Annotated in this window: 15 protein-coding genes and 2 tRNA genes; 9 read left to right on the forward strand and 8 right to left on the reverse strand. The window is 66.1% G+C overall.

The annotated features are described in order from the left end of the window. The first annotated feature begins 23 nt into the window (after positions 1–23). The 3 genes from ACVOMH_RS12770 to ACVOMH_RS12780 all read left to right on the forward strand — a co-directional run bounded on the left by ACVOMH_RS12770 (position 24) and on the right by ACVOMH_RS12780 (position 2,073). Positions 24–881 (forward strand): DNA ligase, encoded by an 858-nt coding sequence (locus ACVOMH_RS12770; RefSeq protein WP_481524546.1) that lies wholly within the window; start codon positions 24–26, stop codon positions 879–881. Positions 882–944: 63 nt separating this feature from the next. Next, positions 945–1,544 (forward strand): DUF1294 domain-containing protein, encoded by a 600-nt coding sequence (locus ACVOMH_RS12775; RefSeq protein WP_481524545.1) that lies wholly within the window; start codon positions 945–947, stop codon positions 1,542–1,544. Positions 1,545–1,632: 88 nt separating this feature from the next. Beyond that, a complete protein-coding gene (locus ACVOMH_RS12780; protein WP_481552202.1) occupies positions 1,633–2,073 on the forward strand; it encodes a hypothetical protein in 441 nt (146 codons plus the stop codon). Here the strand turns inward: ACVOMH_RS12780 and cydC are convergent. Then, a complete protein-coding gene (gene cydC / locus ACVOMH_RS12785; protein ID WP_481552203.1) occupies positions 1,954–3,642 on the reverse strand; it encodes a thiol reductant ABC exporter subunit CydC in 1,689 nt (562 codons plus the stop codon). The genes ACVOMH_RS12780 and cydC overlap by 120 nt on opposite strands. Beyond that, positions 3,639–5,354: a thiol reductant ABC exporter subunit CydD gene (gene cydD, locus ACVOMH_RS12790; RefSeq protein WP_481552204.1), complete on the reverse strand. Its 1,716-nt coding sequence runs from the start codon at positions 5,352–5,354 to the stop codon at positions 3,639–3,641. Before cydD ends, cydC begins: the two co-directional genes overlap by 4 nt. Before the next feature lie 202 nt (positions 5,355–5,556). On the opposite strand from cydD, the gene ACVOMH_RS12795 reads away from it, so the two are divergent. The 6 genes from ACVOMH_RS12795 to ACVOMH_RS12820 all read left to right on the forward strand — a co-directional run bounded on the left by ACVOMH_RS12795 (position 5,557) and on the right by ACVOMH_RS12820 (position 10,123). Next, complete coding sequence (locus tag ACVOMH_RS12795; RefSeq protein ID WP_057505978.1) at positions 5,557–7,143, forward strand: cytochrome ubiquinol oxidase subunit I; 1,587 nt, start codon at positions 5,557–5,559, stop codon at positions 7,141–7,143. A gap of 15 nt (positions 7,144–7,158) precedes the next feature. Next, positions 7,159–8,310, forward strand: a complete 1,152-nt coding sequence (gene cydB, locus ACVOMH_RS12800; protein ID WP_481524541.1) for a cytochrome d ubiquinol oxidase subunit II — start codon at positions 7,159–7,161, stop codon at positions 8,308–8,310. 31 nt (positions 8,311–8,341) lie between these two features. After that, a complete protein-coding gene (cydX, locus tag ACVOMH_RS12805) occupies positions 8,342–8,452 on the forward strand; it encodes a cytochrome bd-I oxidase subunit CydX (protein ID WP_054659029.1) in 111 nt (36 codons plus the stop codon). A 60-nt stretch (positions 8,453–8,512) separates the two neighbouring features. Beyond that, positions 8,513–8,589, forward strand: a tRNA-Pro gene (locus ACVOMH_RS12810). Between the two features lie 160 nt (positions 8,590–8,749). Continuing rightward, positions 8,750–8,826, forward strand: a tRNA-Pro gene (locus ACVOMH_RS12815). Positions 8,827–8,914: 88 nt separating this feature from the next. Beyond that, a complete protein-coding gene (locus ACVOMH_RS12820; protein WP_481552205.1) occupies positions 8,915–10,123 on the forward strand; it encodes a CynX/NimT family MFS transporter in 1,209 nt (402 codons plus the stop codon). A 54-nt stretch (positions 10,124–10,177) separates the two neighbouring features. Here the strand turns inward: ACVOMH_RS12820 and ACVOMH_RS12825 are convergent, their stop codons facing one another. The 6 genes from ACVOMH_RS12825 to ACVOMH_RS12850 all read right to left on the reverse strand — a co-directional run bounded on the left by ACVOMH_RS12825 (position 10,178) and on the right by ACVOMH_RS12850 (position 15,872). Then, positions 10,178–11,434: a glutamate-5-semialdehyde dehydrogenase gene (locus ACVOMH_RS12825; RefSeq protein ID WP_481552206.1), complete on the reverse strand. Its 1,257-nt coding sequence runs from the start codon at positions 11,432–11,434 to the stop codon at positions 10,178–10,180. A gap of 33 nt (positions 11,435–11,467) precedes the next feature. Further along, positions 11,468–12,640: a glutamate 5-kinase gene (proB, locus tag ACVOMH_RS12830; protein ID WP_057505977.1), complete on the reverse strand. Its 1,173-nt coding sequence runs from the start codon at positions 12,638–12,640 to the stop codon at positions 11,468–11,470. Next, on the reverse strand, positions 12,621–12,878 hold the full coding sequence (locus ACVOMH_RS12835) for a YciI family protein (protein ID WP_054661045.1): 258 nt from the start codon (positions 12,876–12,878) through the stop codon (positions 12,621–12,623). Before ACVOMH_RS12835 ends, proB begins: the two co-directional genes overlap by 20 nt. A gap of 107 nt (positions 12,879–12,985) precedes the next feature. Next, positions 12,986–14,284, reverse strand: coding sequence for an argininosuccinate lyase (locus ACVOMH_RS12840; RefSeq protein ID WP_057505976.1), 1,299 nt, complete (start codon positions 14,282–14,284; stop codon positions 12,986–12,988). A 29-nt stretch (positions 14,285–14,313) separates the two neighbouring features. Further along, complete coding sequence (gene argC, locus ACVOMH_RS12845; RefSeq protein WP_481552207.1) at positions 14,314–15,267, reverse strand: N-acetyl-gamma-glutamyl-phosphate reductase; 954 nt, start codon at positions 15,265–15,267, stop codon at positions 14,314–14,316. Continuing rightward, positions 15,264–15,872, reverse strand: coding sequence for a GNAT family N-acetyltransferase (locus tag ACVOMH_RS12850; RefSeq protein WP_481524535.1), 609 nt, complete (start codon positions 15,870–15,872; stop codon positions 15,264–15,266). The genes argC and ACVOMH_RS12850 overlap by 4 nt, the downstream gene beginning before the upstream one ends. Position 15,873 lies beyond the last annotated feature (1 nt).

Here is a 15,873-nt window from a genome sequence, read left to right on the forward strand (position 1 = left end):
CTCGCCCTTCCCCCGGGACCGCCATGGCTCGACTGCTCCTTCTGCTGTTATGCGCCTGTCTGCTGCCTGCTGACGCCCGCGCCGGCACTGCCCCGCCCTTGATGCTGGCCGGGCAGTGGCGCGACGGCACCGATCCGGCGCCATACTGGATCAGTGAAAAGCTCGACGGCGTGCGCGCCCGCTGGGATGGCAAGGCCTTGTGGACGCGTGCCGGCAACCGCATCAGCGCTCCGCCCGGATTCACCCGCGGCTGGCCGCAACAGCCACTGGATGGCGAACTGTGGATCGCCCGCGGCCGTTTCGACGAGGTCAGCGCCATCATCCGCACCACCCCGGCCCGTCCACAGGAGTGGCGTGCGATCCGCTTCATGGCCTTCGACCTGCCCGCGCACCCGGGTACGTTCTCGCAACGGCTGGCGGCGCTGCAGGTGCTGGTTCGGGCCACAGACAGACCCGGCCTCGCATTGATCCCGCAGCAGAGGATGGCCAACACCGCCCACCTGCAGCGCCTGCTGCAATCGGTGGTTGCCGCCGACGGCGAGGGTCTGATGCTCCACCACCAGAACAACCGCTACCTGCCCGGCCGCAGCGAAGGCCTGCTCAAGCTCAAGCCATGGCAGGACGCCGAAGCCTGGGTGGTCGGGCATGTGCCCGGCAAGGGCAAGTACAGCGGCATGCTCGGCGCATTGCTGGTACAGCGCAGCGACGGCGCCCGCTTCCGCATCGGCAGCGGGCTGAAGGATGCGCAGCGCGCCAATCCGCCCGGCATCGGCACCCTGGTGACCTACCGTTACAACGGCTACACCGCCACCGGCCTGCCGCGCTTCGCGCGCTTCCTGCGGGTGCGCGACGAGGCACCACCGCCCGAGCCGGGGCGTTGAGCGCTTCACAACACCTCGCCGCTGCGATCCAATACCGGCACTGCTACTCGTGCGATACAACGGATGCGCTATCAAGGACGGCTGCAGGACTGGAATGACGACAAGGGCTTTGGTTTCGTCAGCCCCAACGGGGGCGGCGAACGCGCCTTCGTCCATATCAAGGCCTTCGAACGCGGCACACCGCGCCCGCTGGAAGGCCAGCTGATCAGTTACCAGCCCAAGCGCGACGAGCGTGGGCGTCTGGCGGCCACCGCCATCCGCTTCGCCGCTACCGGTAGACCCCCTGCAGCGCCGAAGCAGTCAGCCCGGCGCCTGCCCCGCACCGCCCTGGGCTTGATTGCCCTGTCGATACCGGTGCTGGGCGGGGTAACCCGACTGCTTCCCGGTTGGATCGCCGGGACCATCGTGGGCCTGAGCCTGCTGGCGCTGGCGTTCTATGCCTACGACAAAAGTGCCGCGCAACGCGGCGACCAGCGCACCCCGGAAAGCACCTTGCACCTGATCGCCCTGTTCGGCGGCTGGCCCGGCGCGCTGCTGGCGCAGGGACTGTTCCGCCACAAATCCAGCAAGCGCAGTTTCCAGCAGGTGTTCTGGGTAACGGTGGGGCTCCATCTGACCGCGCTGGCTGCAGTATTCAGCGGCTGGCTGCCCAGCCTCGTTTGAGCCACGGCGCAGCGCCCTGCTATCGTTCACCGGCCTCACCCAGGCAACACCCGGTTCTACATCCCCTCTTCCGTGGAGACAGAGGTATATGCAGGACGCAACGAACGTACTCAAGCATCGGACCGACACCATCGTGCTGCTGGGCATGGTGCTGGCATTGACCCTCCACTGGTCACTGCTGCCACTGGCGCTCATCGCCTTCGGCATCATGGACCTGCGCCGCAACGAAACGCTGGCTGCCATTTCCATTGGCTGCGGCGCGCTGCTGCTTTTGGGTGGCATCGGCTACGCACTGGGCAAACAGGCCGCATTGCGCGACAACCTGCTCTGCCAGCAAACCCCACCGCAATGCCCGAGGGCCCCGGCCCTCACCGTTTTCGAATCGGCTTTCCGCAGCGCCCCGCCGTACTCAGCGCGCGGGGACTTCGGCGTTGGTCAGCGGCTGCAGTTGTCCGTGCTGAAGACGGTATTCCCGGTGCACCACGCCATCGGGCAACGGATCATGGGTGATCATCAGCAAACTGCGTGAGCCCAGCGCGGCGGCCAGATCAAGCAACAACGCGTGCGCGGTGTCCACGTCCAATCCTTCGGTGGGCTCATCGAGCACCATCAGCGGCGTATCGCGCAGCAGCGCGCGGGCCAGCGCCAGACGGCGCGCCTGACCGGCCGACATGGTCGCACCGTTTTCGCCGACCCACGCTGACAGCCCCCCCTGCTGCTGCGCCCAGGCGCTCAGCCGTACCTGTTCCAGCACCGACCACATTGCCGCGTCATCGGCCTGTGGATCGCCCAATCGCAGGTTCTCGCTGATGGAGCCGGCAAATACCGGCGCGCCCTGCGGCAACCAGGCCACCTTTCGATGCCACGCCTCCTGGGCGACATCGCGCAGATCCACGCCGCCGTAGCGCACGGCCCCTTGGCGAGGGTCCCACAGGCGCAGCAGCAACGCCGACAACGTGGTCTTGCCACACCCACTGTCGCCGCGGATGGCCACACGCTCACCCGGCCGCAGTCGCAACTCCACCCCGTCGAGCAACTGCCGGGACTCCCCGGGCCAATGGAAAACCACCTGTTCGAAGGACACCTCTGCCGGCGTGTCCGGCAAAGCCCGGGGCTGGGCGGGATCTTCCACCGCCGGGGCCTGGTCCACGATCTGACGCAGGCGCTGGCCGGCCACGCGTGCCGACTGCAGCGACTGCCAGGCCAGACTGCTGCCCGCGGCCACTTCCAGCAAGGCCAAGGTGAGGAACACCAGCGCCGCAGCCAGCGGCCCGCTCACCTGACCGCCCTCGAATGCGTGCAGCGCCAGCCACAGCATCGCCAGCAGCCCCACTCCGGCGCAGGCCGAATGCAGCACATTGCCAGCGATCAAGCGACGACGACGACGCCGGTCGCGAGCGGCAACCTGCAGTGCGGCGGCATCCACACGTGCGATCCAATCCCCCTGCGCCTGCAGCGCGGTCAGATCCGCCACACCTTCCAGCCCTTCGTACGCCAGCGTGCGCAACGACGCCCGCGTCTGCGCGCGTTCCATTTCGCCATGCTCACCATGGCGCACGGCCAGCACCGGCACGCCGATCCCGATCGCCCCCGCGATGGCGACCAGCAACATGGCCGCCGGCCAGTAGATCAGCGCTGCCGCGACGACGCTGGCCAGCACGATGCCGAGCAGCGCCAGCAGCGGTCCGGCAGCCCGCACCATCACTCCATCCACTTCGCTGATGTCTGAAACCAGCCGGGCCAGCAGTTCGCCGGTACGGCTGCCGCCCAGCCGCGCCGGCGCCAGCGGCAAGGCGCGACGGAAGAACCACACACGCAGATCGCGGGCGATACGCAGCGTCACATCGTGACCGACCAGTTTTTCGAAATAGCGCGATACGATCCGCGCCATCGTCAGCCCGCGGATACCCGCCGACGGCGAGAAAAAGTTGAAGGTGGCGCCCATCCCCGCCACACCGGCCAGCGCCGCACCGGTGAGGAAACCACCGGACAACCCGAGCAGGCCGACGCCGGCCAGCATCGTGGTCAGCAGCAGCACTACCGCCAGCAGCAAACGCCAGCGATGCCGGGCGAACACCTCTCGCATGCTGTCGTTCATGCCTGCACCTGCGCGGGTACGGCACGATCGGGGTGCAAACGCACCACCGCATCGGCCCAGCGCATCGCCGCCGCGCTGTGGGTCGCCATCACCACGGTGCGTCCACGTGCATGGATGGCCAGCGCCTGCAACAGGGCGGCTTCGGTTTCAGGATCAAGAAATGCGGTGGGCTCATCAAGCAGCAGCAGATCCGGATCGCGCAACAACAGGCGCGCCAGACCGATGCGTCGGGCCTCCCCCCCGGACAGGCCGAAGCCGCGCTCACCGATCACCGTGTCCAGCCCGTGTGGCAGCTCCCGGGCAAAACGCATGACCTGCGCCGCTTCGGCCGCCGCCTGCAGACGGGCATCGCTGGCGGTCGGGTCGGCCAGCCGCAGGTTGTCCGCAATCGAGCCATGGAACAGGTACGGACGCTGCCCCGCATAGCCCACCCGCATCTGGCCGCGGCGCAGGATGCGTCCTTCGCGCGGTGGCAGCCAGCCCGCCAGCGCTTCGAGCAAGGTGCTTTTGCCGCAGCCGGAGGGCCCCACCAGAGCAAGATGCTGGCCCTGGTCGATGCTCAGCGAGAACCCGGACATCACGTCGTGGCGCGCGCCTTGCGGTCGCAGCTTCAGGTTCTGCAGCGTCAGCAACGGGGCGTGCAACTGGACCGGCTCGGGCGGCAGCGCAGGTTCCGAGGGCACCGGGGCAACCGGCAAGTCGTCCTGCAACAGCCGCTCCACCTCGGCCGCGGCCGCCAGCGCGTTGGCACGGTCGTGGTAATGCGCGGCCAGGCGCCGCAAGGGGGCGTAGAACTCCGGGGCCAGCAGCAGGCAGAACATGCCGGTTCCCAGCGTCGGCACCGTAGCGTGCAACGACATCAGGCCCAGATAACTGAGCCCCAGATACAGCGCCACCATCGCCACACTGACCGAGGCGAAAAATTCCAGCACGGTGGAAGACAGAAACGCGATCCGCAGGACTTTCATGGTGCGCTCGCGCACGCCCTCGGCCGCCACGGCGATGCCGCCGAGCTCGGCGTCGCCACGCCCATACAGGCGCAGCAGGCCCAGCCCCTTGATGCGGTCGGCGAAGTGGCCACTCATCCGCGCCAGTTCTCCCAGTTGCGCGCGACCGGCCGCCTCGGCGCCCCAGCCCACCAGCATCATGAAAAACGGAACCAGCGGCGCGGTACACACCAGGATCACCGCCACCACCCAGTCCACCCAGCCCACGGCCAGTACGATCAGCAGCGGCACCACCACCACTTCCGTACGGACCGGTTGGAAACCGGCGTAGTAGCCTTCGATGGCATCGCCGTGACTGAGCAGCAGCTCACTCAGCTCACCGGTGCGCTGCCGGCGCAACCACAAGGGACCCCGTTCCATCAGACGCCTGTACACTTTTTCCCGAAGCGCCAGCCTGGCCGCGTCCGCCACATCGCCGGCCGCGCTCTGGGCCAGCCCCCCGAGCAGACTGCGGAACAGCAGGACCAGCGCCAGCAGGCCGAACACCGCGGCGGTCTGCGCCAGCGGACGATGCTCCACCACGATGCTCTGGATCAGCCAGGCGATGGCCGCCGCCTGTCCGATCAGCAGGGCGCCGGAGGCACAGATCGCGAACGCGGCCAGCCGCTGCCGCGAACGGGCGCCTTCGGCCAGTCCGGCCAGCCACTGCTGTTGCTGACGACGCTGCTGACGCTGCGCCTCAGCAGGATGTGTACTCTCACTCAAGACCGGCAACCTGCCTGAAAAAAACCTGTCCGATTGTAGACACGCCTTGCACCCACTGCCGGAGGCCTACCTTCGCCGCTGCATCACCACGCCACATTGATTCAGATCAAGGCAGGCGACAGTATGAACAGGGAGTATCACACATCGTAGAACCCCCCTCCTGACATAACATGATGCCCATATCCCACGAGGTAGAACGGCCATGATCGACTCGACCGTCGTAGAGCTGTCGCGGCTGCAATTTGCGCTGACCGCGATGTACCACTTCCTGTTCGTCCCACTCACGCTGGGTCTTTCCTTCATGATCGCGATCATGGAAAGCGTGTACGTCATGACCGGCAAGGAGGTCTGGCGGCGCATGACCCTGTTCTGGGGCGTGCTGTTCGGCATCAACTTCGCCATGGGTGTCGGTACCGGCATCGTGATGGAGTTCCAGTTCGGCATGAACTGGTCCTATTACAGCCACTACGTGGGTGACATCTTCGGTGCGCCGCTGGCGATCGAAGGATTGATGGCCTTCTTCCTCGAAGCCACCTTCATCGGCCTGTTCTTCTTCGGCTGGAACCGGCTGACCAAGGTGCAGCATCTGGCGGTGACCTGGCTGATGGCGCTGGGCACCAACCTGTCGGCACTGTGGATCCTGATCGCCAACGGCTGGATGCAGTACCCGGTGGGTGCGGTGTTCAACCCGGAAACGATGCGCATGGAGGTGGTGGATTTTGCCGCCGTGCTGCTCAACCCGGTGGCGCAGGCCAAGTTCGTGCACACCGTGTCGGCCGGCTACGTCACCGGCGCGATGTTCGTGATGTCGATCTCGGCATTCTTCATGCTGCGCGGCAAGCACCGCGATCTGGCCCGCCGCTCGTTTGCCGTCGCGGCCGCCTTCGGCCTGCTGGCCTCGATCTCGGTCGCCGTGCTGGGTGACGAATCCGGTTACGCCACCGCGGAAAACCAGAAGATGAAGCTGGCCGCCATTGAAGGCATGTGGCACACCTATCCGGCACCGGCGCCGTTCACCGCATTCGGCATTCCGAACCAGCAGGAGCAGCGCAACGACTTCGAGGTCAAGATTCCCTATGTGATGGGCCTGATCGCAACGCGTTCGCTGGATCAGGAAATCCCGGGCATCCTGGACCTGGTCAAGCAGGCCGAGGAGCGGGTCAAAGGCGGGCAGATCGCCTATGCCGCGCTCAATCGCATCCGCGCCGACAAGAACGACGTTGAAGCACGCGAAGTGTTCGACCGTCACTGGCAGGACCTGGGCCACGGCCTGCTGCTCAAGCGCTATCGCGACGATATCGCCAACGCCACGCCGGAGGAGATCTCGCAGGCGGCACTGGACACCGTGCCCACCGTCGCACCGCTGTTCTGGACCTTCCGCATCATGGTTGGCCTGGGCGTGTACATGATCGGCTTCTTCGCCCTGGCGTTCTATTTCTCGTGCCGCAACAACTTCGAAGACAAGCGCACGTTCCTAAAGGTCGCCCTGCTGTCGTTGCCGGCCCCGTGGATCGCCATTGAATGTGGCTGGTTCATCGCCGAGTACGGCCGTCAGCCGTGGGCGGTGGATGGCGTGCTGCCGACGTTCTATGCGGCCTCCGGACTGGCGGTCTACGAGATCCTGGCCACGCTGATCGGCTTCACCGCGCTGTACACGGTGCTGCTGGTCATCGAAGTCAAGCTGATGCTCAAGGCCATCCGCAAGGGTCCGGACGACATCCTGCCGTCGCTGCAGGAACCGGCCGCCGTCCCCCATCACGCCCGCGCCTCCGGCAACGGCCAGGCATAAGGCAGGAGAACACTCATGGAATTCATTCTTCTGGACTACACGACACTGCGCGTGATCTGGTGGCTGCTGCTGGGCGTGCTGCTGATCGGCTTCGCGGTGATGGACGGCTTCGATCTTGGCGTTGGCACCTTGCTGCCGTTCGTGGCCAAGACCGATGAGGAGCGCCGCCTGGTGATCAACACCATCGGACCGGTATGGGAAGGCAACCAGGTATGGCTGGTGCTCGGTGGCGGTGCGATCTTCGCCGCCTGGCCGCCGCTGTATGCGGTCAGTTTCTCCGGGTTCTACCTGGCGATGTTCCTGATCCTGTTCGCCCTGATCCTGCGCCCGGTCGGCTTCAAGTACCGCGGCAAAATGCCCAGCCAGCGCTGGCGCGACAACTGGGACAGGGCGCTGTTTGTCGGTGGTTTCATCCCGGCACTGATCATGGGCGTGGCAGTCGGCAATGTGCTGCTGGGCGTGCCGTTCCATTTCGACGACACCCAGCGCGTGTTCTACACGGGCAACCTGCTGGGCCTGCTGACCCCGTTTGCTCTGCTGGCCGGCCTGGTCAGTGTGGCGATGCTGGTTTCGCACGGTGCGGCCATGCTGGTACTCAAGACCAGCGGCCCGGTCGCGGACCGCTCGGCCCGCATCGGCAGCATCGCCGCCATCGCCTCGTTCGTGCTGTTCGCCCTGGCCGGCGCCTGGGTCGCATTCGGCCTGCCGGGCTACCAGGTCACCTCGCAGATGGTCAGCGATGGCGCCAGCAATCCGCTGCTGAAGACGGCCGAGTTCTCCGCGGCCGGCGGCTGGCTGCACAACTACCGCACCATGCCGGCCACCATCCTGGCTCCGGTCGTGGGCCTGCTGGGTGCATTGGCCAGCGCGGTACTGCTGCGCAAGCATCGCGGCGGCCTGGCATTCATCGCCTCGGGCGCTTCCATTGCCGGCATCATCTTCACCGTCGGCTTTGCGATCTTCCCGTTCCTGCTGCCCTCCTCCACCCAGCCCGGCTCCAGCCTGACGGTGTGGGATGCCTCCTCCAGCCACCTGACGCTGTGGATCATGCTGCTGGCCACGGTGATCTTCCTGCCCATCATCATCGGCTACACCACCTGGGTGTACCGCGTGCTCAAGGGCAAGACGACGCTGGAAGAGATGGGTGAAAACCCGAACGCCTACTGATCCGCAACGACAACAATCAAGGAGTCAACTCATGTGGTATTTCGCCTGGATTCTCGGTGCGGGCCTGGCATCGACCGTCGCCATCCTCAATGGCATGTGGTTTGAAGCCCGCGAAGATCGCCGCAAGGCAGAGAACCGTTAAAAAATAGCGTTTTGCTATTGCCATAAGCCCGGACTGAGCGTATCTTTCCGGGCTCCTTCACGGGGTGTAGCTCAGTCTGGTAGAGCGCTACGTTCGGGACGTAGAGGTCGCAGGTTCGAATCCTGTCTCCCCGACCAGAAGGTCGCAAGAAGGCCTGGAAAACGGCAACGTTTACCAGGCTTTTTTGTCACCGGGATTGTCCTGTCCCGGCAGTCACGCGCCACGTCATGCAGACGCGTTAACTGAACAAAAAAACTTGCAAGACATGAGGGTCACCGCTATCATGAGCGGCTCCTTCGGGGTGTAGCTCAGTCTGGTAGAGCGCTACGTTCGGGACGTAGAGGTCGCAGGTTCGAATCCTGTCTCCCCGACCAATTCGACAAAAGCCGGCCCTAGGCCGGCTTTTGTTTTTGGCGGTTTCCGAAGCGATACACCGCTTCCCGCCCGCGCTGGAGTCAGCCCGTGTCCGCATCCAACCTTCCACAACCGTCCACATCCCTGTTCAAGGGGCGACTGCTGGCCTTCGCCGCCATCGTGCTGGTCGCCGCGAACCTGCGCAGCGCGGTCACCTCGCTGACCCCGCTGCTGGACCGCCTGGGCCACGTTTTTGATTTCGGCAGCACCATGACCGGCGTGCTGGGCATGATGCCGACCGCGGCCTTCGCCGTATTCGGCCTGGCCACACCGCGTATCACCCGCACCATCGGCCTGGAGCGCACCGCGATACTGGCCATGGTGTTGGCCACCGCCGGCCTGCTAGTACGCGCCTTCGCCGACAACGTCGGCGTGCTGATGCTCGGCTCGGCCATCGCGCTGGCCGGCATGGGCATGGGCAATGTGGTGGTACCGCCCCTGGTCAAGCGCTACTTCGCCGATCGGGTCGGCACACTGAGCACGATCTACATCACCGTCCTGCAGGCCGGCACGATGGTGCCGGCGCTGCTGGCCGTACCGGTCGCCAACCAGTTCGACTGGCGCATCTCGCTGGGCATGTGGTCGCTGCTGTCCGCGGCCGCGGTACTGCCCTGGCTTCTGCTGGCGCGCACCGCGCCGCGCATCGAGACCACAACCAGCGGTCCCGCACACGCCACCGGCCAGGTCTGGAAAACCTCACTCGGCTGGGGCATGGCGCTGATGTTCGGCATGACCTCGCTGGGCACCTATTCGCTGTTCACCTGGCTGCCGAAGGTGATGGTCGAAGCCGGCGCCAGCGAATCACTCGGCGGCGTGATGGTCGCGGTCTACTCGGCGATCGGTCTGGCCCCGTCGCTGCTGGTCCCGGCCCTGGCGGTGCGCATGCGCAACCCCTTCCCGATCGCGGTGATGGTGTTCGTGCTGAACATGATCGCCTTCGCCGGCCTGCTGCTGGCGCCGATGCGTGCCCCCTGGCTGTGGGCGATCATCGCCGGACTCGGGCCGTCCACCTTCCCGCTGGGGCTGACCCTGATCAACCTGCGCACCCGCACCCAGGCCGGCTCGGCGGCACTGTCCGGCTTCATGCAAGGCGTGGGTTACAGCCTGGCCAGCCTTGGGCCGCTGCTGTTCGGCTGGCTGCACGGCATCAGTGACGGCTGGGCGTGGTCATTCGCCTTCCTGGCACTGTGTTCGACCGTGCTACTGGTCGCCGCATGGTTCGCCTGCAAGCCGCAGCAGCTGGAAGACCACTGGTAAATCCGGCGCCGGCTGTGCCGCACCGGAACTGCCGGCAGAGCTCCCGGACGGGTCTCAGACCAGCGGGTGTCGCACCTGGCCTTCGCCGCGCACCACAAAACGCTCCACCGTCAGCGCCTCCAGCCCCATCGGGCCATAGGAATGCAGGCGCGTGGTGGAAATGCCGATTTCCGCTCCCAGCCCCAGTTCCCCGCCGTCGGAAAAGCGCGACGAGGCATTGACCATCACCACTGCCGAGCGCAGGGCATGCATGAACGCCTCGCCATGGGCAGGGTCCGCGGTAGCGATGACTTCGGTGTGATCGGAGGTATAGCGCTGGATATGCGCAATCGCCGCCGCCATATCGGGCACCACGCGAATGGCCAGAACCAGATCCAGGTACTCGGCGGCGTAGTCATCCTCCGTGGCCGGCAACACCTCCGGCAACAGCGCCTGCGTGGCCATATCGCCGCGCAACTCGACGCCGCGCGCACGCAACGCGGCCGCGGCCAACGGCAGGAAGCGCGGTGCGATATCCGCATGCACCAGCAAGGTCTCCAGCGAGTTGCAGGCGGCCGGACGCGACACCTTGCCGTCGATCAGCAGATCCAGCGCCAGCTGCAGGTCGGCACTGTCATCGACAAACAGGTGGCACACGCCCTTGTAGTGCTTGATCACCGGCACGCGCGCGTGTTCGGCGACAAAGCGGATCAGCCCCTCGCCGCCACGCGGAATCGCCAGATCGATGATGTCGTTGAGCTGCAGCAGTTCTAGCATGGTTTCGCGACGCAGATCCTCGACCAGGGTCAGCGCCGCTTCGGCCACACCGGCCTCGCGCAACGCGCGCCGGAGACTGGCAGCAATCGCGGTGTTGGAGTGGATCGCCTCCGAACCGCCGCGCAGGATCACGCCATTGCCGGCCTTGATGCATAGCGCCGCGGCATCGGCAGTCACATTCGGGCGCGCTTCGTAGATCATCGCGATCACTCCCAGCGGCACCCGCACCTTCTGCACGCGGATGCCATTGGGGCGTACGTAATCCCGCGTGACCTCGCCGACCGGATCCGGCAACGCCGCCACTTCGCGCAGCGCATCGGCGACCCCTGCCAGACGCGCAGGGGTGAGCGCCAGCCGGTCCAGCATCGCGCTGCCCACGCCCTTGGCGCGCGCGGCGGCCAGGTCTTCCCCGTTCGCAGCAAGAATCACCACCGCATCGGCCTCCAGCGCATCGGCCATGGCCAGCAGCAGCGCGCTGCGCGCCTGCGTTGACAGCTGCCCCAGGTGTTGGGCGGCGGCGCGACATTGCAGCGCCAGGGTGCGGATATCACTCATGGTCATTCCCGAAGCGGATTCGAAGCCGGAGGATCACAGCAACACCATGTCGTCACGGTGGATCACGTTGTCGCCGTAGTTGTAGCCGAGGATGCTTTCAATCTCGCGCGTATGGTGATGGCTGATACGGCGGATGTCGGTCGCCGAATACTGGCTGATCCCACGCGCGATGCAATGCGTATCCCCGTTATCTTGCAGTCGCACTTCGACCATATCGCCGCGGCGGAACTCGCCCTCGGCCCCACTCACACCGCCAGGCAGCAGCGAGGCCCCCTTCTCGCGCAGCGCGCGCGCGGCGCCAGCATCGACCAGGATCGCGCCCGGCTCGACCGGCGCATGCCTCAGCCAGTATTTGCGCGCGGCGATCCGCGATTGACCGGCATACAGGCGCGTACCACGCAGGCGGCCCTGGGCCAGTCCACGCACCACATCGCCATCGCGGCCATTGAACAGGAAGGTGTCGATACCGGCAGCGCCGGCCTTGGCCGCGGCCTGCAGTTTGGTGTGCATACCACCAGTGCCGACCGCGCTGCCGCTGCCACCGGCCATGGCCAGGATCCCCGGCGTCAGCTCATGCACCTCGTTGATGGGCTCCGCCTGCGGATTGCTGCGCGGATCTGCGCTGTACAGGCCATCGATATCGGTGGCGATGAACAGCGCATCGGCATCGACCAGTGCGGCAACGATCGCGGCGAGGTTGTCGTTGTCACCGAGTTTGAGCTCATCCACCGACACAGTGTCGTTTTCGTTGACCACCGGCAGCGCGCCCAACGCCAACAACTCGTGGAGCGTGGCACGTGCGTTGAGATAGCGACGGCGGTTGCGCAGGTCATCGTGCGTCAACAGCACCTGCGCCACGGGACGCTCGAAGAAGCGCTGCCACAGCGCGATCAGCTGCGCCTGCCCCAGCGCCGCCAGCGCCTGGCGTGCGGCCATCGCCGCACCGGCTTCGGCCGCCTTGGGCAGGATCGCGCGGCCGGCGGCCACCGCACCGGAGGACACGATCACCACCTCACGCCCGGCCAGCACATTGGCCGACACGAACTGCGCCAGACCAAGCGCGAAACGCGGCGTCAGACCACCGCCGTCCGCGGCCAGCAAGCTGCTGCCGATCTTGAGCACCGCGCGGCGCCACGGCGGCAGCGGCTGTTCGATAAATGCCGGGGGCGAGGTCTGGCTCATGGGGTCAGCGTGTGTTCCATTCATGGATGGTGAGTTCGGAGCTGTTGTGAACCGCCAGCGGATCACGGGCGACGATGGCCTTGGCCTCGTCCAGATCGGCCACGTTCTGCAGCACATAGGCGCCACCGCTGCCGTCACTGAATCCTCCGGTGACATACAGGCGGCCCTGGCCCCTCAGGTCATCCAGGAACGCCTTGTGGGGCGCGATCACCGCGTTGTCGAACGACGGCCTGCGCAGGGCCATCACCAGATACAGCCTCATTCCGCTCTCCTTTGCCGGCTATGACAGCACGCTAGCCATGCGTTCGTCGCACTTGCTTTCTTCTAGAACCAATACGGGCGCCTGTGGGGCGCCCGCATCGTGTCGACTCAGCCCTGCAGCGCCTGCCAGCGCGTCCCCAGCTCGTCCAGCCGCAGGTCCGCCGCGGCACCGGGTGAAACACGGGCGGCCAGACTGCCCTCGGGGGTACGCCCCTGCCCTGCGCTGTCGGCGGCCTCGGCAGCGGCCTTGTAGGCGTCGCGGAACGGCACACCGGCCACCGCGGCTTCCACCGCCACATCGGTGGCATACATACCCGAATCGATCGCGGCACGGATGTTGTCATCGCGCCAATCCAGATTGGACAGCAGCGCCGGCAGCAGCTCCAGTGCCGCCAGTCCACGACCGAAGCCGTGCACGATGGCACCCTTGGAGTTCTGCAGGTCGCGCTGGTAACCGGACGGCAGCGACAGCAGCTGCTCAATCTCGGTACGTGCGGCGGCGACGCTGGCATGGGTGGCCCGCATCAGCTCGATCACGTCGGGATTGCGTTTGTTCGGCATGATCGAGCTGCCGGTGGTGTACTGCGCCGGCAGCGCGACAAAAGCGAACTCACCGGTGGTGAACAGCGACAGATCCCAGGCGATGCGGCGCAGATCCAGGGTGGCGCCACCCAGCGCTTCCAGCGCGGCCAGTTCGAACTTGCCACGCGACAGCTGCGCGTAGATCGGGCTGATCTGCATCCGCGAGAATTCCAGCGCGGCGGTGGTGTGTTCGCGGTCCAGTGGCAGGTTGACGCCGTAGCCGGCGGCCGTGCCCAGCGGGTTGGTATCGATCAACGCGCGGGTGTCGCGGGCGCGGATGGCGTTGTCGATGAAGGCCTCGGCCCAGCCGGCCCACCACATGCCCGCCGAGGACACCACGGCGCGCTGGATATGGGTATAGCCCGGCAACGGCTGCCGCTGTTCGGCGGCGGCGCGGTCCAAGGCCACCTTGGCGACCTCGACGCTGATCTGCGCAACGCGTTCGAGCTTCTCCTTCAGCCACAGACGCGTGGCCACAAGGATCTGGTCGTTGCGGCTGCGCCCGGTATGGATCTTGCGGCCGGCATCACCCAGACGCTCGGTCAGGCGTGCCTCGATGGCCGAGTGGCAATCCTCGTACTGCTCGTCCAGCACGAAGGCGCCGCTGCGGAAATCCTCGGCCAGCACCACCAGTTCGCGCTTGAGCGCCGCCAGTTCATCGGCACTGAGAATACCGATGTGCTGCAGCCCTTCAGCATGGGCGGTGCTGGCCTGGATGTCGTGCAGGAAGAACTCGCGATCGAGGATCACGTCGTCGCCGGCGAGGAAGGTCTGGATCTTGGCGTCAACCGCGACACCGGGTTTCTGCCAGAGCAGGTTGGTCATGGGGATATCCCGTCAGTTGTGCGAGAGGTTCAGTGCGGAATGGCGGTCAGCTCATCCAGCCCCAAAGCCCGGTTGAGGTTCTGCAAGGCCTGGCTGGCCGCGCCCTTGAGCAGGTTGTCGATGGTCGCCACCACCACCACCCGCTTGTTGCCCGGCGCCAGGGTGAAGCCACCGATCTGCACGCCGTGCGTGCCGGCAATGCGGCTGACCCACGGCGCCTCATCGACCACCTCCACCAGCGGCTCGTTGGCATAGCGCTGCTGATACAGCGCGACGATCTCTTCGCGGCTGCGCGGCTGCTGCAGCCACAGATTCACGGTCATGGTGATGCCGCGGAAGTGCGGGGCCACATGCGGCATGAATTCCACCGGCACACCGAGCTGGGTCGACACCTCGCGCTCGTGCACGTGGTTGGTCAACGCATACGGCATCAGGTTGTCGCGCAGCAGTTCGGGATTGTTCTTGTCCGAGGGCGTGGTACCGGCACCGGACCAGCCGGACACGCCGAAGCAGGTCGGCGGGCCGGCCAGCTGTGACAGCAGCGGCGTGATCGCCAGCTGCATGGCGGTGGCGTAGCAGCCCGGATTGCTGATGCGCTTGTGCCCGACATAGCGCCCACGGGTCAGCTCCGGCAGGCCGTAGTACCAGCTGTTGTCGAAGCGGTAATCGGCTGAAAGATCGACGATCATCGTGTCTGGCCGGGCCGCGTCAAGCGCGGTCACAAACGGTTCGGCTTTGCCGTTGGGCAGCGCCAGCACCACCGCGTCCACGCCCTTGGCGGCCACCGCATCGGCATCCAGGTTTTCGTAGCGCAGCTCGCCACAATAGGCGGCGTTATGGTCGGCCACGCGCTGGCCAGCCAGCTCGCGCGAAGACACGAACGCCAGCTCGATCCGCGGATGCGCGGCCACCAGCTTGATCAGCTCGGTGCCGGTGTAGCCGCGGGCGCCAACGATGCCCAGGGAGAATTTCTTGTCAGTCATGAGTGCGAATCCAGAAGGAACTGCAGGTGGGCTTTCACCGCCGGCCATTCCGAGTCGATGATGGAAAACACCACGGTGTCGCGGCGCGACCCGTCAGCGTGACGCTTGTGGTTGCGCAGCACACCATCTTGCTTGGCACCGAGCCGGGCAATGGCATTGCGCGAGGCCTGGTTGAACCAGCTGGTCTCGAAGCCGACGCTGATACAGCCCAGGGTTTCGAAGGCGTGCCGCAGCAACAGCAGCTTGGCCTCGGTATTCAGCCCGGTGCGCTGGACGCTGGGGTGATACCAGGTGTAGCCGATATTCAGCCTAGGCACATCCGCGTCCAGCGCGTATAAGCGTGTGCTGCCCACAATCTCACCGCGGGCGTTGCCGACCGCAAAGGCCAGCGCCCTGCCCTGCACCTGCGCCTCGAGTGCCGCAGTGACATAACGTGCGGCATCCTCCGGCGCGGGCACATTGGTGTACCAGCAGCGCGACAGCTCGCCCTCACCCAGCGCCCGCTGCAACGCAGGCACGTGCGCCATCTGCAACGGCTCCAGCGTTACGTGCCGGCCCCGCAGGGTCGGCACGGTGCTCCACGCAGTGGCTGAGTGCGACAGCATC

The organism is Stenotrophomonas sp. STEN013 (assembly GCF_056760355.1).

Bases quoted from the DNA above. Each gene is read 5' to 3' on its own strand.
- ACVOMH_RS12770 (WP_481524546.1), top strand. From the start codon at position 24: ATGGCTCGACTGCTCCTTCTGCTGTTATGCGCCTGTCTGCTGCCTGCT.
- ACVOMH_RS12795 (WP_057505978.1), top strand. From the start codon at position 5,557: ATGATCGACTCGACCGTCGTAGAGCTGTCGCGGCTGCAATTTGCGCTG.
- ACVOMH_RS12825 (WP_481552206.1), bottom strand. From the start codon at position 11,434: ATGAGTGATATCCGCACCCTGGCGCTGCAATGTCGCGCCGCCGCCCAA.
- cydB (WP_481524541.1), top strand. From the start codon at position 7,159: ATGGAATTCATTCTTCTGGACTACACGACACTGCGCGTGATCTGGTGG.
- proB (WP_057505977.1), bottom strand. From the start codon at position 12,640: ATGAATGGAACACACGCTGACCCCATGAGCCAGACCTCGCCCCCGGCA.
- cydX (WP_054659029.1), top strand. From the start codon at position 8,342: ATGTGGTATTTCGCCTGGATTCTCGGTGCGGGCCTGGCATCGACCGTC.
- cydC (WP_481552203.1), bottom strand. From the start codon at position 3,642: ATGAACGACAGCATGCGAGAGGTGTTCGCCCGGCATCGCTGGCGTTTG.
- ACVOMH_RS12835 (WP_054661045.1), bottom strand. From the start codon at position 12,878: ATGAGGCTGTATCTGGTGATGGCCCTGCGCAGGCCGTCGTTCGACAAC.
- ACVOMH_RS12850 (WP_481524535.1), bottom strand. From the start codon at position 15,872: ATGCTGTCGCACTCAGCCACTGCGTGGAGCACCGTGCCGACCCTGCGG.
- ACVOMH_RS12775 (WP_481524545.1), top strand. From the start codon at position 945: ATGCGCTATCAAGGACGGCTGCAGGACTGGAATGACGACAAGGGCTTT.
- ACVOMH_RS12840 (WP_057505976.1), bottom strand. From the start codon at position 14,284: ATGACCAACCTGCTCTGGCAGAAACCCGGTGTCGCGGTTGACGCCAAG.
- argC (WP_481552207.1), bottom strand. From the start codon at position 15,267: ATGACTGACAAGAAATTCTCCCTGGGCATCGTTGGCGCCCGCGGCTAC.
- ACVOMH_RS12780 (WP_481552202.1), top strand. From the start codon at position 1,633: ATGCAGGACGCAACGAACGTACTCAAGCATCGGACCGACACCATCGTG.